This is a genomic window from Photobacterium sp. BZF1, from assembly GCF_014349205.1.
GTDB lineage: Bacteria > Pseudomonadota > Gammaproteobacteria > Enterobacterales > Vibrionaceae > Photobacterium.
Window position 1 is genome coordinate 12,296 of record NZ_JACSOF010000041.1, and the last position, 22,972, is coordinate 35,267.

At 47.7% G+C, this 22,972-nt stretch carries 19 protein-coding genes and 5 tRNA genes; 8 read left to right on the plus strand and 16 right to left on the minus strand.

The features are described from left to right. Positions 1-111: 111 nt before the first annotated feature. On the minus strand, positions 112-3,381 hold the full coding sequence (locus tag BIZ37_RS11160; protein WP_187461576.1) for an efflux RND transporter permease subunit: 3,270 nt from the start codon (positions 3,379-3,381) through the stop codon (positions 112-114). Beyond that, positions 3,381-4,499: an efflux RND transporter periplasmic adaptor subunit gene (locus tag BIZ37_RS11165; RefSeq protein WP_187461577.1), complete on the minus strand. Its 1,119-nt coding sequence runs from the start codon at positions 4,497-4,499 to the stop codon at positions 3,381-3,383. Before BIZ37_RS11165 ends, BIZ37_RS11160 begins: the two co-directional genes overlap by 1 nt. A gap of 198 nt (positions 4,500-4,697) precedes the next feature. Between BIZ37_RS11165 and BIZ37_RS11170 the strand changes: the two genes are divergently transcribed. The 3 genes from BIZ37_RS11170 to BIZ37_RS11180 all read left to right on the plus strand — a co-directional run bounded on the left by BIZ37_RS11170 (position 4,698) and on the right by BIZ37_RS11180 (position 7,057). Beyond that, positions 4,698-5,651, plus strand: coding sequence for a M23 family metallopeptidase (locus BIZ37_RS11170; protein WP_187461578.1), 954 nt, complete (start codon positions 4,698-4,700; stop codon positions 5,649-5,651). Between the two features lie 8 nt (positions 5,652-5,659). Continuing rightward, a complete protein-coding gene (locus BIZ37_RS11175) occupies positions 5,660-6,013 on the plus strand; it encodes a polymer-forming cytoskeletal protein (RefSeq protein WP_255526737.1) in 354 nt (117 codons plus the stop codon). Between the two features lie 147 nt (positions 6,014-6,160). Next, entirely contained in the window at positions 6,161-7,057 is an 897-nt protein-coding gene (locus BIZ37_RS11180) for a hydrogen peroxide-inducible genes activator (protein WP_187461580.1), read from the plus strand. Between the two features lie 85 nt (positions 7,058-7,142). Here BIZ37_RS11180 and BIZ37_RS11185 read toward each other — a convergent pair whose 3' ends face one another. The 11 genes from BIZ37_RS11185 to BIZ37_RS11235 form a co-directional block, all read right to left on the minus strand. Then, entirely contained in the window at positions 7,143-7,907 is a 765-nt protein-coding gene (locus BIZ37_RS11185; RefSeq protein WP_187461581.1) for a glutathione S-transferase N-terminal domain-containing protein, read from the minus strand. A 208-nt stretch (positions 7,908-8,115) separates the two neighbouring features. Continuing rightward, positions 8,116-8,191 (minus strand) — tRNA-Val (locus BIZ37_RS11190). 47 nt (positions 8,192-8,238) lie between these two features. Beyond that, positions 8,239-8,315, minus strand: a tRNA-Val gene (locus tag BIZ37_RS11195). Between the two features lie 35 nt (positions 8,316-8,350). Continuing rightward, a tRNA-Val gene (locus BIZ37_RS11200) sits at positions 8,351-8,427 on the minus strand. Positions 8,428-8,454: 27 nt separating this feature from the next. Further along, positions 8,455-8,531, minus strand: a tRNA-Val gene (locus tag BIZ37_RS11205). 28 nt (positions 8,532-8,559) lie between these two features. Beyond that, positions 8,560-8,636 (minus strand) — tRNA-Val (locus BIZ37_RS11210). 283 nt (positions 8,637-8,919) lie between these two features. Further along, complete coding sequence (locus tag BIZ37_RS11215) at positions 8,920-9,708, minus strand: ParA family protein (RefSeq protein ID WP_187461582.1); 789 nt, start codon at positions 9,706-9,708, stop codon at positions 8,920-8,922. Between the two features lie 80 nt (positions 9,709-9,788). Next, positions 9,789-10,049, minus strand: a complete 261-nt coding sequence (locus BIZ37_RS11220) for a DUF5062 family protein (protein WP_107297765.1) — start codon at positions 10,047-10,049, stop codon at positions 9,789-9,791. Positions 10,050-10,176: 127 nt separating this feature from the next. Further along, complete coding sequence (locus BIZ37_RS11225) at positions 10,177-11,220, minus strand: DUF3080 domain-containing protein (RefSeq protein WP_187461583.1); 1,044 nt, start codon at positions 11,218-11,220, stop codon at positions 10,177-10,179. A gap of 100 nt (positions 11,221-11,320) precedes the next feature. Beyond that, positions 11,321-12,691, minus strand: a complete 1,371-nt coding sequence (locus BIZ37_RS11230; RefSeq protein WP_187461584.1) for an MATE family efflux transporter — start codon at positions 12,689-12,691, stop codon at positions 11,321-11,323. Between the two features lie 96 nt (positions 12,692-12,787). Continuing rightward, positions 12,788-14,551 (minus strand): diguanylate cyclase domain-containing protein, encoded by a 1,764-nt coding sequence (locus BIZ37_RS11235; protein ID WP_187461585.1) that lies wholly within the window; start codon positions 14,549-14,551, stop codon positions 12,788-12,790. 202 nt (positions 14,552-14,753) lie between these two features. Here BIZ37_RS11235 and BIZ37_RS11240 point away from each other — a divergent pair, with 202 nt between their 5' ends. Then, positions 14,754-15,368, plus strand: a complete 615-nt coding sequence (locus BIZ37_RS11240) for a riboflavin synthase subunit alpha (RefSeq protein WP_187461586.1) — start codon at positions 14,754-14,756, stop codon at positions 15,366-15,368. Positions 15,369-15,475: 107 nt separating this feature from the next. On the opposite strand, the gene BIZ37_RS11245 is transcribed toward BIZ37_RS11240, so the two are convergent. The 3 genes from BIZ37_RS11245 to BIZ37_RS11255 all read right to left on the minus strand — a co-directional run bounded on the left by BIZ37_RS11245 (position 15,476) and on the right by BIZ37_RS11255 (position 18,193). Continuing rightward, positions 15,476-15,679 carry a CPXCG motif-containing cysteine-rich protein gene (locus tag BIZ37_RS11245; RefSeq protein WP_107297770.1) on the minus strand — a complete coding sequence of 68 codons (204 nt, stop codon included), beginning with the start codon at positions 15,677-15,679 and terminating at the stop codon, positions 15,476-15,478. 523 nt (positions 15,680-16,202) lie between these two features. Further along, positions 16,203-17,066 carry a fructosamine kinase family protein gene (locus BIZ37_RS11250; RefSeq protein WP_187461587.1) on the minus strand — a complete coding sequence of 288 codons (864 nt, stop codon included), beginning with the start codon at positions 17,064-17,066 and terminating at the stop codon, positions 16,203-16,205. A gap of 230 nt (positions 17,067-17,296) precedes the next feature. Continuing rightward, positions 17,297-18,193: a LysR family transcriptional regulator gene (locus BIZ37_RS11255; RefSeq protein WP_187461588.1), complete on the minus strand. Its 897-nt coding sequence runs from the start codon at positions 18,191-18,193 to the stop codon at positions 17,297-17,299. 154 nt (positions 18,194-18,347) lie between these two features. Here BIZ37_RS11255 and BIZ37_RS11260 point away from each other — a divergent pair, with 154 nt between their 5' ends. The 4 genes from BIZ37_RS11260 (at position 18,348) to BIZ37_RS11275 (ending at position 22,890) form a co-directional block, all read left to right on the plus strand. Beyond that, positions 18,348-18,740 carry a RidA family protein gene (locus tag BIZ37_RS11260; RefSeq protein ID WP_187461589.1) on the plus strand — a complete coding sequence of 131 codons (393 nt, stop codon included), beginning with the start codon at positions 18,348-18,350 and terminating at the stop codon, positions 18,738-18,740. Between the two features lie 4 nt (positions 18,741-18,744). Further along, positions 18,745-20,199 carry an aldehyde dehydrogenase family protein gene (locus BIZ37_RS11265; RefSeq protein ID WP_187461590.1) on the plus strand — a complete coding sequence of 485 codons (1,455 nt, stop codon included), beginning with the start codon at positions 18,745-18,747 and terminating at the stop codon, positions 20,197-20,199. A gap of 10 nt (positions 20,200-20,209) precedes the next feature. Continuing rightward, on the plus strand, positions 20,210-21,202 hold the full coding sequence (locus tag BIZ37_RS11270; RefSeq protein WP_187461591.1) for a membrane dipeptidase: 993 nt from the start codon (positions 20,210-20,212) through the stop codon (positions 21,200-21,202). A 95-nt stretch (positions 21,203-21,297) separates the two neighbouring features. Continuing rightward, positions 21,298-22,890, plus strand: coding sequence for a BCCT family transporter (locus tag BIZ37_RS11275; RefSeq protein WP_187461592.1), 1,593 nt, complete (start codon positions 21,298-21,300; stop codon positions 22,888-22,890). The last annotated feature ends 82 nt before the right edge of the window (positions 22,891-22,972 follow it).

Sequence of the window (22,972 nt, forward strand, 5' to 3'; positions counted from 1 at the left end):
GATCTTGGCAGTCAGCCTGTTGGCTGTAGTGATAAAGTGGGCGTTAGGCTAATTTAATTAACAACAAGAAAGCCGCCAAGTTAGGCGGCTTTATGGTGATTAGTCCGGACGTTACTTATCTCGCTCTACTTCACTAGATGCTATGTCTGCTGGCGTGTTTGCCTGCGGTACAAACACCTTTCCTAACTGCTTTTCTACAACATCTTCCGGATCAACCAATTGAGTTTTTTCGCCTTTATTGGGCGGGGTGTTTAGGCTTTCATCGTATTGTTGAGGCTTAGGTTGGTGCTCATCAATCCGGTGTTTATGCTCCCGTCCCAGCATTAACAGGCATGGGGTCAATATCAGGGTCAGCAAGGTAGCAAACGCCAATCCGCCAGCAACAGCTGTTGCGAGTTGTGACCACCATTGGGTACTTGGCGCCCCGAACTCAACCAACCGGTTGATGAGGTCGATATTCATCTCAAGTACCATCGGCAGCAGGCCCAAGATTGTGGTGATTGTGGTTAGCAGTACAGGGCGCAAACGTTGTGCGCCGGTATGCATGATAGCCGTCACCTTGTCCATTCCGCTATGGCGAAGCTGGTTATACGTATCGATCAATACGATGTTGTTGTTCACCACGATACCGGCCAGTGAAATAACCCCGATCCCGGACATGATGATACCAAACGGCCGCTGGAATATGAGTAGCCCCAAGAACACACCGACAGTCGAGAAAAGTACTGCACTCAAGATCAGCAGCGCTTGGTAGAAGCTGTTGAATTGGGTGATTAAAATCAGTCCCATCACCGCAAGGGCTACCAAGAAGGCATTTTGCAAGAAGGCAGAAGACTTTTCCTGATCTTCATTCTGCCCGCGTACGTTAACTTGTGTCCCTCTGGCAAGAGGCATTTCAGCAATCGCGGCATTAATGACAGGAAGTTGCAGGCTCAGGTTAAAACCTGACGACATATCGGCCATGACCTCAATGACCCGCTTGCCATCGAGACGGTTAATCGTGCCTTGCTTCGGTGATGGGGTAATGCTGGCAAAATTAGTGATAGGAACCATGCCGTACAGGGTTTTTACCCTGAGCTCATCAAAGCGGCCAATATCCCTTTTGTCTTCGGGGTAGCGAACCAGAATGTCGACCTCTTCGTCGGTATCATCCGGCAGGAACTCACCAATCTTCAGGCCGTTAGTTACGAATTGGACAGTATTGCCGACCAAGGTGGCATCGCCTCCGAAGCGGGCAGCATCATCGCGATGGATATTGATTTCCCAATCGATCCCTTCTTTATCTGCAGTATCCGAGATATTGGTGAAGGCCTGTTGCGATTCAAGCCAGTACCTGACTTGGCGCACTGCATCGTTCATGTCTTCGGTATTGTTACCTGAAACTTCAATGATGAGATCATGCTCGCTCGGGGGACCGGCTTGAGGGAATTTGAATTCGAGCTCGATTCCAGCAATGTCAGCCGTTTTCTCCCGCATCTCGGCGATGATGTCTTTGATTGGTCGTCTTTCTTGCCAATCCATAGGGTTGAGCTGGATCTGGCCGATTTCATCGCTGCCCCCTGTGCGGGTATAGACACTTTTTATTCCATCGGTGCCCATGATGCGTTGCTCAATTTGCTGCATCAACTGGTCTTTCTCGAAGATGGATAAGTCACCATGTGAGCGTGCTTTGATCGTAAAGTGGGGTGGGTCGACTTCAGGGAAGAACACCACTCCGAGACCCGCTTTGCTGTAAGCAAAGCCAACCGCAATTGCGAAGACGAAAGCGGCGATCAAAATCTTAATTGGGTGCTTGATTGCCACTGCCAAGGTTGAAAGATAAAGCTTGGTGATCCCTTTGGCTTGGCTGAAATCCCCTTTTTCCATCGCAATTTTACGTTCTTGCTCCCGCTTGGTGGTGTACTGCGGTTTACCCAACACACTGCCGAGTACGGGAACAAACAACAGCGCCATTAATAAGGAGGCGGATAAGGTTGCGATAAGGGTTAAGGGCAGGTAACGCATGAACTCGCCGGTGGTATCTGGCCAAAACAACAAAGGAGCAAACGCTGCGAGGGTAGTCGCTGTTGAAGCGGTGATTGGCCATGCCATACGCTTGGCGGCTTCGCGGTATGCTTGTTTGCGGCCAGTCCCTTCCTGCATTTTCCGGTCGGCATATTCTGTGACAACTATAGCGCCATCTACCAGCATGCCGACGGCCATAATCAGCGCAAAAAGCACGATCATATTGACCGTTATACCGCTAACGGCCAGCATTAGTAGGCCTGTCAGGAAAGCCCCAGGAATGGAGACGCCGACCAAGAAAGCGGTTCGGGTACCCAGTATGGCTAAGATGACTATCACAACTAAGATAATGGCCGACAGAATGTTGTTCTGAAGGTCATTGAGCATGGTCTCGACATCATCGGATTGATCGAGCGTATATTCGACTAATAGATTGTCGGGCCACTCCTCCAGTTTTTGGGCTTCTTCAACAACGGCTTTGACGATATTGACGGTCTCTATAATGTTTTCGCCAGCCCGTTTTTTGACATCCAGCACCACGGCAGTATCGCCGTTTAGGCGGGCAAAGCTATCGGGATCGCGGTAAGCTCGGCGGATGGTGGCGACATCGCTAAAGGTCACGACTTTATTACCATCGACCTTGATGGGGAGCTCGAGGATATCTTTTAATGAGTCGAAAACAGAAGGAACCTTGACGGAGAAACGGCCATAGCCGGTATCGACGAAACCAGCTGCCACAACGCGGTTATTGCGCGCGACGAGATTGAATACATCCTCTTGGTCAAGGCCGTAGCTTTCCATCAATAGTGGCTCAACGAGTACCTCGACGACATCTTCCCGGTCACCGGCAATATCCACTTCCAAAACTTGCTTGAAGCTCTCTAGTTTGTCTTGCAACTCTCGGGCAATCTGGATGGTGGTACGCTCGGGTACGGTACCATAGAGAACGAGTGATAATACCGGTTCATAACTGGCGAGGGTCACCTCATGCACGGTTGGCTCATCGGCATCTTCGGGGAGCTTGGGTTTGGCAAGGTCAACGGCCTCACGTACATCGGTTAGGGCGGTATTGATATCAGAGCCGACAATGAACTCAAGCGTGACCGAGGCATGGCCTTCAGACGCAACAGCGCTCATTTCCTTGACGCCTTCGATGGAGCGCAGTTCTTTCTCTAACGGCCTGACTAATAACCGCTCGGCATCAATCGGGCTGATACCCTGATGGTTTACCGAAACATAAATCACTGGGATAGTGATATCCGGGTTAGATTCTTTGGGGATCACCCGATACGTAATGATGCCTGCCAGCAAAATTAGAACCAGCAAGGTGAGCATGGTGCGGGAGCGGTTTATTGCTGCATCTATAATGGCAAACATTACTCACTCCCATTTTCTTGAACGGAATTAGGACGCACAGGAATCACGGTGTCACCATCTCTAACAAACCCTTGGCCCGTGGTGATGATATCGACTGTTTTTTCGGTGCCGCCCAGCCAAACCCCATCAGGCTCGACCTTGACGATAGAGATAGGCACGAAATGGACTTTATCGTCTTTAGCCAAGGTCTTGATACCCAAGTTACCCGCTTCATCCAATGCCAGCATCGAAGGGGTAATTTTTATTGCAGGCTCAGTGGCTAAGATTAAGTCGAGGTTGGCGCTGGTGCCTGCTGTGAGCCTCATCTCTGGATTACTGATTTCTACTTCAATAGGGTAGGTGTTGGTCGATTCGTTGGCGACGGCACCACGGAAGCTAAGCTGACCTGTGGTAGAAAACCCTGTAACCAAGCTGACTTCGGCAGGTTGGCTTTTATAAATTTTGTCGATATGCCTCTCGCTGATGTCGGCGCTGATGACCAGCGGGTCTAAATCAACAATGGAAATGATCGGGTCGCCAACACCTAGGTAGTCACCTATTTCAATATAGAGCAGCTCGATAATACCGTCGAAAGGGGCATAGATTTCGGTATTACCTAGGGCAAGCTCCAAACCTCTTACCTGTGCTTTGGCTTCAATCAGGTTTGCTTCGGCTTGGCTGAATGCCACCTCACCTTGAAGCCCCCTATTTTTTAATGATTTAGAGGCGTTGAATTCTTGGTTTCTGACTTTAAGCAACGCTTTGGCTCGAGCAAGTTGCAGTTCGCGATCAGCCTTGTCGAGTTGGATCAGGGGCTGGCCAGCTTTTACATGTTGTCCTTTGCGCACCAATAACTTTTCAACCTTACCGGCGACTTCTGCGCCGAGGGTGGCTTTGCGGTTAGGTGCGGTACGCCCATACAAGGAAAGTGTGCGGGTAACAGGTTGGACAGTGAACTGTTCGATAACCACTTTAGCCAGAGGGGGGGCAGTGGCATTATCAGTACTTTGTGTCGTAGAAACAGGTGTGTCAGATGTCGTTGATTGGTGGCCACTAAATAACCAAAGACCGATCCCAAGCAAAATAAATGCGGAGAGTATCCAAGGTTTACGTTGAAATAGTTCCTTGATTGAAATCATCTGTTACTGTCCCTAGTAAGCAAAATATCAGTATGCATTGTTAATAACGGGTTATCAAAAATGCTTTAACAACAGTTAATTGCATACTAACAATAATCAGCTTGAATGTTAATTTTTAGAGCTTGACGTGTCTCGCTTAATACAAATGGAATATTGGTCGCTTATAAATTAAGTGATTTATCAATAGCTAGTGTCAGTATGAAGGAACAAATCACGATATCGGTTTCCTCGATACATGGATCAAAACACTTCCAGTTGAGCAATAAGGCTCAGCGAAATTTACGTTGGTTGGCAATATCCGCAGTAACGGTGACGCTAACCGCAGTAGGTTGGATGGTGTACCTGAAGTCTGAAGCCGATGACGCGAAATATAAACAAATGGAATTGGAAGCGCAGTCATCTACGTTGACTGACGAACTCAAAGAACTGAAGTCGCTGAAATTCGATTTAGAAGCCGATCTGGATGCGCGTGAAAATCGACTAAGTGGTGTATCGGACCGACTTCATGAACTTGAAGCACTATTGGGTGTTGATGTTACAGGGGAAGTTGACGCCATCGAGCAACGTTTGGATGTCGCGGCGATTAACTCTGCCGTCCGTACCGCGATTCTAGAGAGTTTGCCAAATGGGGCTCCGGTAGAGAATGCCAGGCAGTCCTCCCAATTTGGTTATCGGGTACACCCCGTTACAGGTAAACGGCGTTTGCACCGGGGGCTGGATTTTGCCGTTAATACCGGAACGCCGGTCTACGCACCAGCTGATGGTGTGGTGGAAACTATTCGCCCGAGTAAGGAAGGTTCGGGGAACTTTTTGCGCCTGCAGCATACCTTTGGTTTTTCTTCTTCCTATTCCCATCTACATAAATTTGCGGTGAAAGCCGGGGACTTTGTCAACAAAGGTGATCTCATTGCCTATTCCGGTAACTCGGGTTTGTCTTCTGGGCCTCATCTGCATTATGAAGTGCGCTTTGTTGGGCGGGCGTTGAATCCTCGACCTTTCGTTGATTGGAGCTTGGACAATTTTGAACATATTTTTGAAGAAGAGAGAAATATTCAATGGGCATCTTTAATAAACAAAGTGGAGCAGCAAGTCAGCAAACAACTACAACTGTCATCGCAGCGGGGTGTGACATCCATGGAGAACTCAAGCTAAGTTGTGACATGCAAGTTGATGGCAATATTGATGGAACGCTGAAGTTAGATAAAGGGCTGATTATCAGCCGGAGCGGTTCAATCAAAGGGGAAATCTGGGCGGATAAAATCATCGTTAATGGCGAGATTGAAGGGGTGTGCCGTGCCAATGCCATCGAGATCTTAGACAAAGGCGTGGTCTCAGGCAGTATCTATTGCGATAACCTGAGTATCGACCGTGGCGGCAAATTCTTTGGTACGACCTTCCCAGCCGAAACCCAGCATGTTGTTGAATTTACTCCCAAAGGCAAGGCGGAAGAGAAAATGGTGAAGGACACGAATGAGAGCAAAGCCGAGCAACAAAAGCTGAAAAAGGCGCAATAACAGCACCAGTAAAGCGGCTACCCTCTGTCTATACTTATAAAAGTTTCTATTAAGCCGCGTATTTTCATACTGTTATATCATTCTCTAGTAGAGTGATGATTGAATTGCGCCGCTTGGTTTGGTCAAACATTCAGACTTTGGGGCGCAATGATTTCTATTAAGCAACTGAGCTATGCACTTGCCGTAGAAAGGACCTTACACTTCAAGAAAGCCGCTGATCTCTGCTGCGTGAGTCAGTCGGCGCTAAGTGCTGCGTTGAGTGAGTTGGAAAAACAGCTCGGACTGCAGATTTTTGAGCGTAACAATAAACAGGTTTTGGTGACACCTATCGGTCACGAAGTCCTCAAGCGGGCAAAAGACATCTTATTGCGGATTGAGGATTTGGAGCATTTGGCTGGCAGCAGAAGTGAGCCGCTGAGTTTCCCGATGAGCGTTGGAGTGATCCCTACAATAGCGCCATATCTGCTGCCAAGGATTTTTCCTAGTCTTAATGAGCGCTTTCCAGCAGCAGAAATCAATGTAGTGGAAGAGCAGTCCCAGCACTTGGTCGATATGGTCAGGAGCGGTGAAATTGATACTGCTATATTGGCATTACCCTTTCCCAGTGAAGGCTTGCTTAGCTTAGAGTTCTGGCAAGAAGATTTTTACTGGGTCACCCTGAAAGGTAAGACGCACTCTCGGCAAACAGAAATCACCAGCGATGAAGTAACCCAAAACCGTTTGATGTTGTTAAAAGAAGGCCACTGCCTCAAGGATCATGCGCTCGATGTGTGTAAATTGACAGAACAGCGGGCTAACCATGGTTTTGGGGCGACTAGTTTGAATACGTTGATCCAGATGGTACAGGGGGATTTGGGAACGACCTTGATCCCCGCGATGGCTAAAGAACAGTTAACGGCAGCCAATGATCAATTGTCAGTGATTCACCTCAATGAGCCTAGCCCCCACCGGCGAATTGCGTTCGTTTTTCGTCCCAACTATACCTGCCTTTCGAGTATTGAAGCCTTGGCGGACATCTGCAAAGCATCATTACAAAACACTTAACAGATAACTGTAGTGACCTTTTTGACGTACAAGATATAGATATGTTTGGATAAATTGTGCCGTGAAGCAGCCTTCACGGCTCTTTTCATTGCTGATAAGTCTGTTCAAGGTAATTAACAATATCAGTCGATTCAAACATTGAACGATGGGTATTGGGATCCATCAGGAAGGGCACTTGCACATTGCCATGTTGTTTGAAGAAGGCTTCACGCTTGGTGTTAGGCAATGGTTGATAAGGCTTCAGGCTCCAACGCATCGTCGCCGGGCCCATATCCGATACCTGTTGTTTGCCTAGGTTGATCAAAATATACGGCAGTTCCAATTCACACAGTTTTTCGCGCACCGGCCTTGCATATGGGCTGGACTCAAAACTGTACAGGATCAAAGGAAGTTCAGGTTGATTTGACGGTAGGGCATGACTACCAACGTTCAACCTAACCGTTGTTGCTAGGGTTGAGCTTATCTCGTTAGTGGCTTTGCTCAGCAAAGAGGTTGCTGAGTTGACCTGTCCATAATGTTGGTTGAGGTGTTTCAGGATAGCTTTCGCGCCCTGCATGGCTTTGGACTGGTTATTATCCACAAAGACAGGCGGCTGGATATTATCGCCTTTGCCTGACTTGGTTTTCAGTGCCTCGAGGTTTTTTCCGCCTTTGGGGCAGGGCACAATCAGGATATCTAAGTTCAACTTGGTCAGCGCTTCGCGAACCTGTCTACATTCAGCATCATTCTCTTGGTCAAACAGCATAAGTGTTTGTTCTGGTTGCTCGGTTGTTTTGTCCGCCACGGTGCCTTGCCAGCAGCGATAAGTAGAAGCAAGCAGTGAGGTGGTAACGTTTAGAAACTGATTCATTGTTAACCTAATTCCTTTTGGTAAGAACAACGCATTAAATGAGTAATTTGCTGGTGGGCATATCTATTCTAGTCGATGAAAGACAGAACATTCAGTGATTTAGCTTGCATATCGAGTGTGGTGCATGGCAGATGATGCCAACACGAACCCTGCCAGGGCAGGCAACAGAAAGCAAAAAAGCCTGTTCCGAAGAACAGGCTTTTGTATGTGGTGGGCGATACCGGGCTCGAACCAGTGACCCCCTCCTTGTAAGGGAGGTGCTCTCCCAACTGAGCTAATCGCCCGAATAAACGCTTGGGAGCCTCAAAGAGGTAGTGCGTTTATTGGAATTTGGTGGGTCCGGGCGAACTCGAATCGCCGACCCCTACCATGTCAAGGTAGTACTCTAACCAACTGAGCTACGGACCCAAATTTATGTACTTCTTAGTGGTTAAGTAAGAAGTTGGTACGACCGAGTGGACTCGAACCACCGACCCCCACCATGTCAAGGTGGTGCTCTAACCAGCTGAGCTACGGTCGTACTGTCATTATCATGTTTAAGTGATAATGGTGCGTCTGAGTGGACTCGAACCACCGACCCCTACCATGTCAAGGTAGTACTCTAACCAGCTGAGCTACAGACGCATTTTGTGTTCTAGATTAAGCTAGAAATTGGTACGACCGAGTGGACTCGAACCACCGACCCCCACCATGTCAAGGTGGTGCTCTAACCAGCTGAGCTACGGTCGTACTGCGTTCCCGTGGGAACGAGGAGCATATTAGCGAGTGATGATCCCTCGTGCAAGTGTTTGAGTTGGCTTTTTTAAGTTATGGCGACTGTTTGCTTATGCTTTGAGCGCGGCGGATTATTTCTCACCGCCAAGGGGGATAAAATTGTGATTTCAATCACTTTTATCAAGTGTTGCGTTTATCCATTCAGGTCATTGAACTTGCGATAAAACAACACCAGCAGCCATTTTTCGGTGACTGCTGGTGTTCGCTAATGGTGAAAAAGCTATCTTGCTACTGTGTTTTAACTGACTTCAGCGCTTTCAGTTTGTTCAAGCGTTGCAAATAAATCGTTGAATGATTGGGTAAGCTTATGCGAAGGCAGTAAGTGGATCAGCGGTTGCTGGTGGTAGTGTGATTCTTTCATCTTGATAGATAGCGGCAAGTAAGGCTCGAGGATAGGTAAGCCAATATCTTTCAGATCTGCAATAATCTGCGCTGGGAATTTAGCTTGGGCGTTGAACATATTGACGATAACCCCTTCCACTTCAAGCTTAGGGTTATGATCATCACGCAGTTCGGCCACATTGTTGAGCAAGGTCATCAATGCCTGTTGCGAGAAGCTGTCGCAATCGAACGGAATTAACAGCTTATTTGCACCGATAAGCGCAGCCTTGCTGAAGAAATTCAAGTTGGGTGGGGTATCGATATAAATCCGGTCGTATTCCTTGTCTAGCTCATCAAGGGCATCACGCAGTTTGTAGATTTTGTAGCGGCGCTCTAGCTCCGATTCGATTTTTTCAAGTTTCGGGCTGGAGGGAATAATGTCCAGGTTTTCAAATGGGGTAGCCTGTGGGTATGACTTGATTGGCGTCGACACCGAGAACCACCCGACAGTTTGGTTTAGCAGCTCAGCAATATTCTTGTTGTTGTCATTATTGATATCAAAGCCAAGGTAATGGCTGCTGTTACCTTGGACATCCAAGTCGATAAGAAGGGTTTTATAGCCTTTAGCGGCACTGATTGCGGCCAGGTTGGCGGTTATACTGGATTTACCAACACCGCCTTTTTGATTGAAGACAACACGACGCATAATGCTTGAACCTACCTTGGTAACTATGTGTAAATGTTTAAAACGAATAGGCTATCTTAGCCTAATATGAGCTGCAATGCTTATTGTAATAACTCGTGGTCGGGTGGCAGAAGCCGTGAAATCCACAAAATGAGTTTGTGTTTCATGTTCGGGCCGTCTTCTTTGTCTTCAGGGAGTGGAGTGATTTGCTTGAACTGCACCAATAAGCGGTAAATGCATTCCACTTTGTCTTTCGATGAAACGGACTTGTCCAAATCATCAAACCCTTGTTTTTGGGCAAAAGCCATGCCCAGTTCAAGTGCTTTTTTCAGCAGCTTTGCATCGTTCTTGTTTTTCTTCATCTCTGGCTCCGCCTAATGTTATTAGTTTTATCTTAGAGCCTGTTGCCACGCATTTATAGCAACATGGCGCATTTCTTTGCGCTGAGTCTTTGAAATTGTTAGCAGAACAGGAGTAACCGCTAGCGAGTTAGTGGATACCCACTTTGATATTGCAGCGTTTGAACGTCCTTTTCCAGAAGCTAACGTGCTTGAGTGTCGCTTGCCTGAAGTTGCGGTGTAATTCTCCGCTAAGATATCGGTCGAAGTAGGGACCTATCGCTGGGTTTTGGTTTAGTTCCGGATCGAGCAGCTCGCTGAGGGCGGGGGAAATCTGTTGGTATTGCGAATCCAGCTCGGCAAGATAAGGCTGTAGTTCATTAACAAAGAATTTGTAGAAGACATTGCTCAGGTATTCGGCTTGTTGCTGGTTACGGTTTGGACCGCAAATCAGTGCCGATTCGTTATCTTCAAGCATGTTGGTAATGCTATCTAGCCACAAGGTTGAGAGGTGGATAGAAAAGATAAGCTGGCCGAAATAGTGGTGTGCGTGAAGTTGTTCTTGGTGTTTGATAAGCCTATCGGCCTGTTTTTCTCCAACACTGCTTCCTGTCTGGATATGTTGCTGGATAAAGGCGAGATAGTTAAACGCATTTAGGCTTTCATCGAAGCCATAAAATAGGCCCAGTTCGAAGGGTTGATGGTGTATGGTCAATTGCTGCCGCCACTCTTTTTCTGTCGTGAACATATTCCACAGGTGCTGGGCAAGTTGGGCCTGCTTTTGCTGTTTGAATCCTTCAAGCATAGGCAGCACTTCGGAATCTTCCGGCAATACATCCTGGCAGTGATTGAGCCCATTTAACAGGATAAGCTCGTACCTAAGCTGCCGTGTTTTGTCCTGTACTTTACCGAGTATGGAGTTGCGCTCGGCGATGAGGTTAAACAGGCCGCACTTTCTCAATTCATAAGCATCAAGCAAATCTATACGAATATCTTCAATCGGCAGTAAGAGTTCTCTCGGCTCAGGGAAAGCTTCTATCTCGTCGACATTGACGGTTGTAGGTGAGGTATCAAGGACATTCGCCAGCCTGTCGTTATAAGTGTTGAAGCTTCGTTTGGCGGTATTGGGCTCACACCCCGTAAGAGCCAAGAGGAGAATAAGGATACTGAGCAAATGATGGGGCTTTGTATACATTATTTAGAACTAGTGACTGGCAGTATGATAAGTATACGCAGCAAAACAAAAAGGCGACCATTGGCCGCCTTTAATTCTTGAACTTGCAAGGAAATTTGGCTTAGCGCAAAGACATCTGCAGTTGCGCGTCATCATCTTGCTTCTGTACCCAGAACAGTCTAGAGGCCAACATAAGTGCTGCAGCGGTTAGGCCGATAATGTTTCCGATCCAGAAGCCATGTGGACCCATTGGGTCTACTATCCAATCTGTCATGCCGAGTATATAGCCAATCGGCAGGCCGAGGATCCAGTAGGCAATGAAGGTACGGATAAAGATGGCTCGCATGTCCTTGTAGCCCCTTAGTGCACCTGCAGCAACCACCTGGATCGCATCAGTACACTGGTAGATGGCTGCCAAGAACAATAATTGTCCAGCAATCATGATTACTTCACGGTTATTGGTATACATCTCGGCAATAGGTTCGCGGAGTACAACCGTCATTACCGCTGTCATTGCTGCCGTGACAAAAGCCACAATCAAACCACAACGACTAGCAATTTTGGCTTCATTGAAGTCTTGTCGGCCAAGAAGGTGGCCAACTCGAATACTTAGCGCAGCACCTAAGCTCATCGGGATCATAAAGATCAGCGACGAGAAGTTACTGGCGACCTGGTGGGCAGCCACTATGGTCGAGCCTAAGGGTGAGATCAGCAATGCAATAGCGGCAAACAGTGAGACTTCAAAGAAGATTGAAGCGGCAACTGGAAAGCCAAGGCGGAACAGGCGGATGACGGCTTTAATCTGCGGCTTCTGCCAGTGGTCGAAAATACCAACGCTACGCAGTTTTTTATTGTAGCGGATGTATATCAACATCGAGAAGAACATCAGCCAGTAGACAATCGCGGTTGCGACACCACAGCCGACGCCGCCCAGAGCGGGTGCACCAAACTTGCCGTAAACAAAGATCCAGTTAAGTGGGATATTGCAAGCTAGGCCAATAAAACCGATAACCATAGCAGGCACTGTCATTGAAACCCCTTCGGTGAAGCTTTTCAGGGTTTGGAAGAACAGGAAACCCGGAACGGCAAACAAGACCGCATACAAGTAGCCCGTAGTCTTCTCTGCCAAAGCCTCTTCGACATCCATCATATCAATCAGGGTGCCAGCGTTATACAACACCAAGATGATAGGAACAGAGATTAATGCGGCAAGCAGAAAGCCGTGCTGGACTTCAAACGGGATTTGATCTCGTTTGCCAGACCCATTCAGGGTAGCAACAATAGGCACAAGGGCGATAAGCAGGCCAACGCCAAACAGGATCGCAGGCAGCCAGATACTGGCAGCAACTGATACGGCAGCCATATCTGTTGCACTGACGCCCCCTGCCATAACAGTATCGACAAACCCCATAGATGTTTGTGCAACAGAAGCAATCAGAACAGGGATAGCCAATTTTAGAAGGTGGCGTGTTTCACGCCGGTAGTTGTGCACGAAAGCGCTCCTGATTGAAGTAAAAATAACGCGGGAATTATAACGATTAGATAAAGCGACACAATTCACATTGAGTAAAAAGAGGGGGTAGGGCGATCAATCGTCTAACTCAATCACTGCTCTGTTCTTACCACCTAGCTTCGCCTCATAGAGTAACTTGTCAGCTACCGCATAGGATTTTTGTGGGTTGGCAGTGCAGCGGCTTGCGCCAATGCTGGTTGAGATAACCACCGATATCCCATCATTCCTGTACGGGGTTTGAGTAAGTGCCGTCAACAACGTCTGGGTGATGGCTTCAACCTCTTTGCGAGATAAGTCTGCTAACCATAGCGCAAATTCTTCACCGCCAATGCGACCGAATAGACACTTTTCAGGTAAAACCGCCATACAGGTTGCCGTGAAATGCTTGAGGATATTGTCTCCCTCAAGATGCCCATAAGCATCATTGATGTGCTTAAAGTTATCGATATCTAAAATGAGTAGCCAGCCCCTGTGATAAATACACTTCTCATCAAGCTGTTGCCAGAAGTAACGCCTGTTTGCGATACCCGTTAACGCATCGAAATAGGCCATTTGCTGAAGCTTGGCATTGGCGGTACTGAGGGCTTGGGTACGCTCTTTGACTCGAGCTTCCAACTCTTGATTTTGTTGCGCCAATAGGGCGTTAAGGCGTTTGGTTTCTTGCTGCTGGCTATCAAGCTTGTGAATGGTGAGCTCAAGGTTGTGCTGCATTTTATTGAATGATTTGGCAAGAGTACCCAGATCGTCATCACGGGTAATGGCGATTTGACTCCCCCAGCGTCCTTGACTGATTTGCTCTGCTGCCTGAGTCAGCGATTGAATCGGTGTGCGAATATGTCCTGCTGCTTTGCGGCCAAGTAAGATAGCAATGATCACCAAAATAATCGTGAGTAGAATAGCAACACGCTGCGCGGTCACCAGTTCCGGCGCAAAGTCTGTCATCGGCGAATAAAAAGCAATTTTGACCAAATCACTTTTTGCTAGCGTGTAATCCGTGATAAAACCCGCCCATTCTTGCCCTTTGTGTTCGACCAGTAACAGGCTATTTCCCTTGTTATGATCTTCATTTATCAATTTATTGAGAATAGGGGCGGTACTGTGGCTTATTTTTGTTAGGGCTCCGCCTTTAGGCTGATGGGACTCAGAAGTGCTGGCCAGGATGACTTGATTCTTGTAAAACAAAACAACATCGCCATGCTCACTGAGCTTACTTTTGCTCAACTCTTGAATAACGGTATTGAGGGTCAAGTCCAGGCCCCATACGCCCAATAACTTGCCGTTATCATCACGCTGGGCTTTGGAGAGCGTAATGCCAAGCAGCGAAGGGTCAAAGGCACCGGCGTAAATATTACTCCAGACAGGATAGGTCACCTTGGTTGCATTCTGGAACCATTGTTTGGTTCTGACATCGAAGTTAGCGGTTGAATTGATGAGTTCTCCCTTACTGCCGAAATGGTCTGACTCAAAGTGGTTCAATTGTCCCGCTTTCCCATTTTCAGTTTCTATCAGGAAATAGCGCTTATTGCCTTGATGCCCTGCTGAAAGCAGTCCGCCTTCCATATTACCAAAGTAGAAATAATCTATTTCATCATGGTGGTTGAGTACATTTGTAATATGATCAAGCAGGGCTGTTCGGTCCTTAACAACCTCACGCAATTCCGACTGGATGCGCTCTTGATGCTCATAGACTTTATTGGCATCGGTGAAGAATTCATCTAGGTGATTGATAACGGCTTGGCTTGCATGCTGGTAAATATTTTCGATGGTGTGGTGGACAATCCTGACGGCACTTTGGTGCCACAGGAAGCCAATCGGCATCGCGGTTAGGACAACTAACAATGCTAATAACACCTGTATGTGCCTGTTAAGATTATTTCTTAGGTGTGCAAGCATGTTGAGTCCAATACAGTACGGGCTTCAAGAAATGGGTAAATATGTGCTGAGGATATAGGGTTAAACCTAAGAGTGCAATTTGGCTTGCTTTTTACCGAGCCAATTTATTGCTAACATGCTGAAAGTTAGCTTATCCGCAGGAGTTGTTATGTTTACCGGAATTGTACAGGGCACCGCAGAAGTTATTGCGATTGAGAAGAAAGAAGCGTTTCAAACCCACGTTGTCCGTCTATTTGGCAAGATGCGGGAAGATTTAGAAATTGGTGCCTCTGTGGCGCATAACGGCTGCTGTTTAACGGTGACCCAACTTGAGGGTGATAATGTTTCATTCGACCTGATGCAAGAGACCTTAGCTGTCACAAATTTAGGTGAGCTAAATGTTGGCGATGAGGTGAACATTGAGCGAGCTGCAAAGTTTGGTGATGAGATTGGTGGCCATTCTATGTCCGGTCATATCAATGCTGTCACGCAGATTGTTGAAATCGAAGTCTCGCCAAATAATACGACGATTTGGTTCAACATCCCTGAATCATATAATAAATATATTTTGCGTAAGGGCTATATAGGTTTGGATGGTTGTTCACTGACCATTGGGACTGTGGAAAAAGAGCGTTTTTGTGTCCACCTAATTCCTGAAACTTTGCAAAGAACCTTATTTGGCGTGAAGCAAGTCGGCGCCCAAGTTAATATTGAAATCGACCCACAAACACAAGCCATTGTTGATACTGTTGAAAGGGTATTGGCAGAAAAAGGCCTAGAATAAACCAACAGGTTTAGAGTGCAGTGATTCAAATAATGAAAACCCCTACATAAAAGTAGGGGGTTTTGTTTTCTTGAGGTTGGTGATAACTGATCACCAATATTCAGGTATTAAAATATCTGCTCATCATCAGCATCGACATACAAATTGATGGTTTTATGTAATTCATCAACTTGCATATTTAGATGAATGGCATGGCAACAGGCAGGGCAGTCATCATAAAACTCTTGGCTACCCGCACTGGCGTCAAGGGTGATAGGGATGTTGTGGCCGCAATGTGGGCATACCACTATCTGCTCTGAAAAATTCTTCATAATGTACTCCTTGCAAACTTATGACAAGAATTAGCATCCAAGTTGCAATAATTCTCAAGAACACGACCGGTTCAGTTCAATGATTTAACTTTAGCGTTAAGCGTTCGTTTTCGCCTCAAATTAACTATAAAGTTTGAAGTGATAGAAAAAACTGAAAAAGAACTCACAGTCAGCGATTAGAACCAGAAAAAAGGGTAGACGTATAAATTTTTGTTTATATTAATAAATTAAAACGTAGGTCAAAGTTGGAACATTTTTGCTGTGAATGTGTGAGGTAAAAAGGTGCAAAAAATATGATAGTTTTATTGGCGCCTTTTTAAAAATATAATCTTACTCAGTGGATGCGAGAAGTTGCTTATTTACTTCGAGTAACGTGTTAAGTTTGCGGTAGGCAATGGCCCCGCGAAGATGAATGATCGACAAGTTGCCCTATGGTTTGGGGGTAAAAACACAAACCGGAGCAAGGTTGCTCCGGTATTGAAGGGTTCAATTTTCACATAAATGATGAGCGGCGGAAATACGCTTATTTCAGTCCGAGTTTTTCCATCATTTGCTCAGCTTGGGTGATGTAACTTCCACCAAATAAATTGCAATGATTAAGCACGTGGTAGAGGTTGTAGAGATCTTTGCGTTCCTCGTAACCATCGTCCAGCGGCCAGACGGACTGGTAACCTTCATAGAAGCTTGGTGGGAAACCACCAAACAGCTCAGTCATGGCGATATCACACTCGCGATCGCCCCAGTAACTGGCAGGATCAAAAATGATCGGCCCAGTCACGGTGAGGGCGGTATTGCCGTGCCAAAGATCACCATGGAGCAATGAAGGTTTAGGCTGATGGTGAACAAGAAGATCGATCACCTTGCCAGTGATCGTGTCAATGTTGCCAAAGTCGATCCCTTTTTCTGAACAGAGCTGCAATTGCCATGCAATACGCTGCTCGGCAAAGAAACGGCACCATTTGCGCCGCCACTGGTTGGGTTGCGGGGTTCGGCCCACATAGTTGTCGAGATCAAACCCGTACTCACCTTGATCGCCCCAAGCGTGCATCCTAGCCAACTGTTCGCCAAGGGTATAAGCCGATTGGTTATCAATCACTTTGGTTGGCAAGTAGTTGAGTACGATAAAAGCACGGTCTTTGGTCGCGCCGAGGTGGATGAATTGAGGCACCTGAATGCAGTCAGTTTCGTTGAGCATTCTCAGGCTTTCGGCTTCTGTTTCGAACATCACAAGCCGCTCGCGGTCATTGAGCTTGACGAAGTAGCGCTCGCTTTCGTCGCCGATGCAGTAGCATTCATTAATGTCACCGCCTTCAAGCACTTCCTTTTCACTGATTTTGAATGGTCTATCCAATACCTCAGAAAGTTGGTGAGAAATTGCTTGCCACATAGCATCCTCCACGAAACATCAATATCCAGTTAGGCTCGTTGCCTCTCAACATAGTAGTCTATTTATTGAGCTAATAACTGGGTATTTATCAAGGTTTTAAAGTTTGATGGCTAAATCGAGACATATGAATCTTTGATTAATTTTCTTTTTCCCAACTTAAACGACTTGTTTATTGACGTTGGTGGCAGCAAATGAGATGCCCTTGATGGGACTTACTCTTGTATCGCCTCTTATTCATTGAGGGATTGGCCTGTGTACATAAGGTACTCAACGCAAAGGGAATAGAAGGCATCAGCTTGGGGCGAAATGGTACGATCAGCTAGGCGGAATATACCTATGTCGCGCTTGAGTGGGGGATCGATCAGTGGCCGCCATACCAACTTGGTTTCGTTGGTTGGAAAAGCTAATTTAGGCAGTGTGGTGATACCTATTCCTAGCTCGAGTACCGAAAATAGCGAGGTGATGTTTTCAACCGAATAGAGGGCTTTCTCACTGAGCACCCTTGCTGGCGTTGGTTCTAGCAGGCTACAAGTCCCGTTGCGGATGAAGGGCTGCTTGAGCAATGTTTCCCAACTGATACCCTGTTCGCGCTCTGCCAAAGGATTATCTTGAAGGCAGACCACACCAAGGGGATCAGACAGTAGAGGAGTGAAAGAAATAGCATCGTCTTCAAGCTGTGAGCAATTGCCTAAGGCTAAATCCACTTCACCTGCTAGTAACCGGGCCTCAACGCCTGCGGCATTATCATCTATCAGGCTGACCTCTACCTTAGGATAGCGCTCGCAAAAGGCGGCTAATACGCTTGGAATGAGCTTCGCGGCTACCGAAGGGACACAGGCAATCCTCACTTTTCCTTGTTGTCCGGATGCAATGGCTCTCAGGTCATTATCCAGATCGTGATAAATACTGATAAATTGGGTGACTTTCGGGTAGCAGACCTTCCCAAATGGGGTGAGCTGCGCTTTATGCCCGGTTTCAAATAGCGCTTGCCCTAAAGTGCGTTCCAACTCTTTCACTGACGTTGACAGTGCAGCCTGTGATCGGTTCGCGCGTTTTGCCGCTGCTCTGAATCCACCTTCTTCGACCACCATCACAAAATGAATCATTTGCTGAAGCTTAATTGCCATTGCTACCTCCTTGTGAGCCCTTTATCCATCATGCCTGAACTCAAGTGTTAAATAAAATTTATCAATTGTAAAAAATTAACCGTTAGATATATCAGTACAGCTAGTGCATGATTTAACCAACTTGAAACATTTTGATTACAGAGTGGAGTTGAGCGTGAGCCTTCAAGAAAATAAGCAAGCTGTTAAAACCTCTCTATTTGCATCGAAAGCCCCGCTGGAGTGGGCGATCACCCATAACGGAACGCTTTACACCGCGCAGATCCCTATCGACCAAAACGGGGTGGTGGTGGAAGGCGGTATCGAAGCACAGACCCGCAAAACGTTGGACAACCTAGTTCATACCTTGGAATGCGCAGGTGAATCGCTGGATTCCGTCTTGCAGGTACTGATTTATGTCACCGATAGAGAGTACCTTGCTACTGTCAACAAGGTTTACGCTGAGTACTTCAATGCCCCATACCCAAATCGTGCTGCCATGGTAGTAGCGGGCTTAGCACGGGAAGAAATGTTAGTTGAGCTAGTGGTTTACGCCGCGGTGAAGGAATAAGGAAATGACAATGACAATTCAAGCAGAGCAGTCCCTTTATATCGCAGGTGAGTGGCAGTCAGGCCAACACACTGTTGCAAACATCAACCCCTCAGACATCAGCGAGAACTTGGGTGACTTTGCCCAAGCAAGCCAAGCTCAGGTTCAACAAGCGATTGATGCCGCCAATGCGGCGCAGCCAGAGTGGGAGAAGACTCCGCTTGAGCGCAAGCTGGCAGTTCTACAGGCCATTGGGGATGAGCTTATCGCACGCTGTGACGAACTGGGCCGATTGCTATCGAGCGAGGAAGGCAAGCCGTTCGCAGAAGGTCGCGGTGAGATCTACCGCGCTGGTCAGTTCTTCCAGTATTACGCCGCTGAAGTGCTACGTCAGGTTGGGGACAATGCGGCTTCGGTTCGCCCCGGTGTTTCTGTGGAAGTGACACGTGAGGCAGTAGGTACCGTTGCCATCATATCGCCTTGGAATTTCCCGACTGCGACAGCAGCTTGGAAGATAGCCCCCGCATTGGCCTTCGGTAACAGCGTAATCTGGAAGCCTGCCAACCTAACCCCAGCCAGTGCAGTGGCACTGACTGAAATTATTGCCCGCCAAGGCTTGCCTGCAGGTGCGTTTAACCTGGTACTGGGCAGCGGTGCAGAAGTCGGGGATACGCTGATTAACTCACAGCAGATCCAAGCAGTGAGCTTCACTGGTTCGGTGGAAACTGGCCGTAAAGTGGCGGCGGCTACGGCGCCTAATTTTGTCCGCTGTCAGCTTGAAATGGGCAGCAAGAACGCTTTGATTATCGCTGATGATGCCGACATCCAAATCGCTGTTGAAGCAACTATTGCGGGTTCTTTCTCCGGGGCAGGGCAGAAGTGTACGGCTTCATCCCGTTTAGTCGTGATGGACGGTATACACGACGCCTATGTTGAAGCCTTAATCAAGCGTATGAGCGAGTTGAAAGTAGGCCATGCATTGGAAGATGACATCTTCATGGGGCCGGTGGTTGATAGTAAGCAGCTTGAAGCTAACTTTGGATGGGTAGAAAAAGCCCGCCAAAACGGTGCTGAGCTAGCTTTTGGTGGCGAGCGCTTGAACCTGCAGCATGAGGGCTATTACATGTCACCAACCCTGTTCTTAAACACCCAAAATAGCTGGGAAGTGAACCAAGAAGAAGTCTTCGCGCCTATGGCCTGTGTTATCAAAGTCTCTGATTTGGATGAAGCTATTGCCACTGCCAACGACACACGCTTTGGCCTTACTGGCGGCATTATCACCCAGAGCTTACGCACCAGCGCATTGTTTAAAGAGCAGATTCAAACCGGCTGCGCCATGGTCAACCTTCCCACGGCGGGGACGGATTACCACGTACCGTTTGGCGGCCGTAAAGAGTCGAGCTTTGGCCCTCGCGAGCAAGGTCAGTATGCCAAAGAGTTTTACACCGTAGTGAAAACTGCCTACCAGCGTCCTTACTAAGGAGTGGCCTATGTACCAGCAGGAAATTGTAATTGATGGTTTGCAGTACTGCCATTGGGACCGGGAATACTTCCAGACCTTAAAGGCCAGCGGTATCCATGCCGTCCACGCTACCTTGGTGTACCACGAGAATGCCCGTGAAACCTTGACCCGTTTTGCCGAATGGAACCTGTTGTTCGAACGCAATGCTGATTTGATCATGCCGGTGACTTCGATGGCAGATGTTGAAAGCGCCAAGGCACAAGGCAAGGTCGGGATATTGTTCGGGGCGCAGAACTGCTCACCAATTGATGACGAAATTGGGTTGGTTGAAGTCATGCGCCGTCAGGGCCTGCTGATTATGCAGTTGACCTACAACAACCAAAGCCTGCTGGCGACAGGTTGCTACGAACAAAACGACAACGGTGTGACCCGCTTTGGTAAGCAGGTGATTGATGAGATGAACCGTGTCGGCATGATTATCGATATGTCGCACAGTGCTGAACGATCAACCCTTGAAGCGATTGACCTGTCGTCGCGCCCGATTTGTATCAGCCATGCTAATCCGACTTTCGCTCATGATGCGCTGAGGAATAAATCGGATACGGTCATCAAGGCGCTGACTGCTAGAGGTGGTTTATTGGGCTTTAGCCTCTATCCATTCCATTTACCCAATAACAGCCAGTGTACCTTGGAAGACTTTTGCCAGATGGTTGCCCGTACCACAGAAATGGTCGGGGTTGAGCATCTTGGTATCGGTAGTGATTTGTGCCTGAATCAACCGCAATCGGTGCTGGAGTGGATGCGGAACGGCCGTTGGTCGAAAGCGATGGATTACGGCGAAGGTTCGGCAAACAATTCGGGCTGGCCTGATGCCCTGCCTTGGTTTAGCGGTAGCCGTGGGATGGAAAACATCTACAACGGTCTGATCAAGACAGGCTTTAGTACAGCTGAAGCCGGCCAAATCATTGGCGGCAACTGGTTCAACTTCTTGCAAAGCGGTATTCAGCCCGCCGAACAGTAAACAAAACTATAAACGGCCTGCCAATTCCAATAATTCTTAGCAGGCCTCCCAGATATCTTTGCCCAGACAATTCCACCAACCGCTGGAGACAATTTATGTCTGATATTATGAACACGGCAAAGGCTGAAACCATGAATACTCAGCCTTCGCATAAAACCGCACCCCCTACAACAGAAACCTTAACCGATAAGCTTGGTGTAAATAACCCGGTACTGTGGCTAAGTGGCGGCTTTATCGCACTGTTTGTCACCTTAGCTTTATATGACAATGAATTACTGTCTTCTTTTGTAAACACCGGGTTTGCCTGGTCGGTTAAATACTTTGGCCCTTACTGGCAAATTCTGCTGTTACTTACCTTTTTGATTGGCCTCGCTTTGGCAGCAGGAAGGACAGGGCATGTGAAGCTTGGCAATATTGATAAGCCTGAAACCGATGCCTTCCGTTGGATTGCCGTCATGCTGTGTACCCTTCTCGCTGGGGGCGGCGTGTTCTGGGCTGCGGCTGAACCGATTGCCCACTATGTAAGCGCACCACCTCTTTACGGTGAAGCTGCAACCCCATGGCAGCAGGCAATCAACAGCCTTTCGCAGTCATTTATGCACTGGGGCTTTCTGGCCTGGGCAATCACAGGTTGTTTAACTTCTATCGTGCTGATGCACCTGCACTATGATAAAGGTCTACCGCTAAAACCACGCACTTTGCTTTATCCTTTGCTCGGTGATCGCGCCCTCAAGGGAGCCATTGGCGCAACCATTGATGCTTGCTGCATTATTGCGGTGGCGGCAGGGACAATCGGCCCTATTGGCTTCCTTGGCCTGCAAATCAGCTATGCCCTGAATGCATTGTTCGCAATTCCTGATGGCTTTACCACGCAGTTGATCATTATTTTGTTTGCCATCGCGATCTACACAATCTCGGCCTTAAGCGGCCTAAATCGCGGGATCCAGATCCTCAGCCGCTGGAACATCATCTTAGCCGTTGGTCTCATGCTCTACATCCTGCTGGTTGGCCCGACAAACTTTGTGATTAATGGTTACCTGCAGGGTGTTGGCACCATGCTGGATAATTTCATACCAATGTCTACTTACCGTGGTGATGAAGGCTGGCTAAGCTGGTGGACGGTGTTCTTCTGGGGCTGGTTCCTAGGCTATGGCCCTATGATGGCAATCTTTATTTCGCGTATTTCCCGTGGCCGTACAATTCGCCAGTTAGTCATGACCCATAGTGTGATGGCGCCGCTCGTGACTTGCTTTTGGTTCACCATCGTAGGTGGTACTGGCGTGGCTTTTGAAGTGGCCGACCCTGGCTCAGTCAGTAAAGCGTTTGAAGGTTTCAATCTTCCGGGGGCATTACTGGCTATTACCCAGCAGTTACCGTTCCCGCTGATTGTGTCGATTTTGTTCTTGATCCTGACCACGATCTTCATCGTGACCACAGGTGACTCGATGACCTACACCATCAGTGTGGTGATCAGTGGTGAAACCGAGCCGAATGCTTTCATCCGTACCTTCTGGGGCGTGATGATGGGATTGACGGCACTTATCTTGATTTCCCTTGGTTCCGGCGGAGTATCTGCATTGCAATCATTCATTGTGATAACTGCAGTACCGGTATCGCTCATACTGCTGCCGTCGCTATGGGATGCCCCTAAAATTGCGATGAAGATGGCTAAAGAGCAAGGGGTCTAACCCTACAGGCTCAAATGGATTGACACGTACTCTATCAACAACATTCCCGGGCGGTAGTTGGACGCCTTAAACCAGAAACATA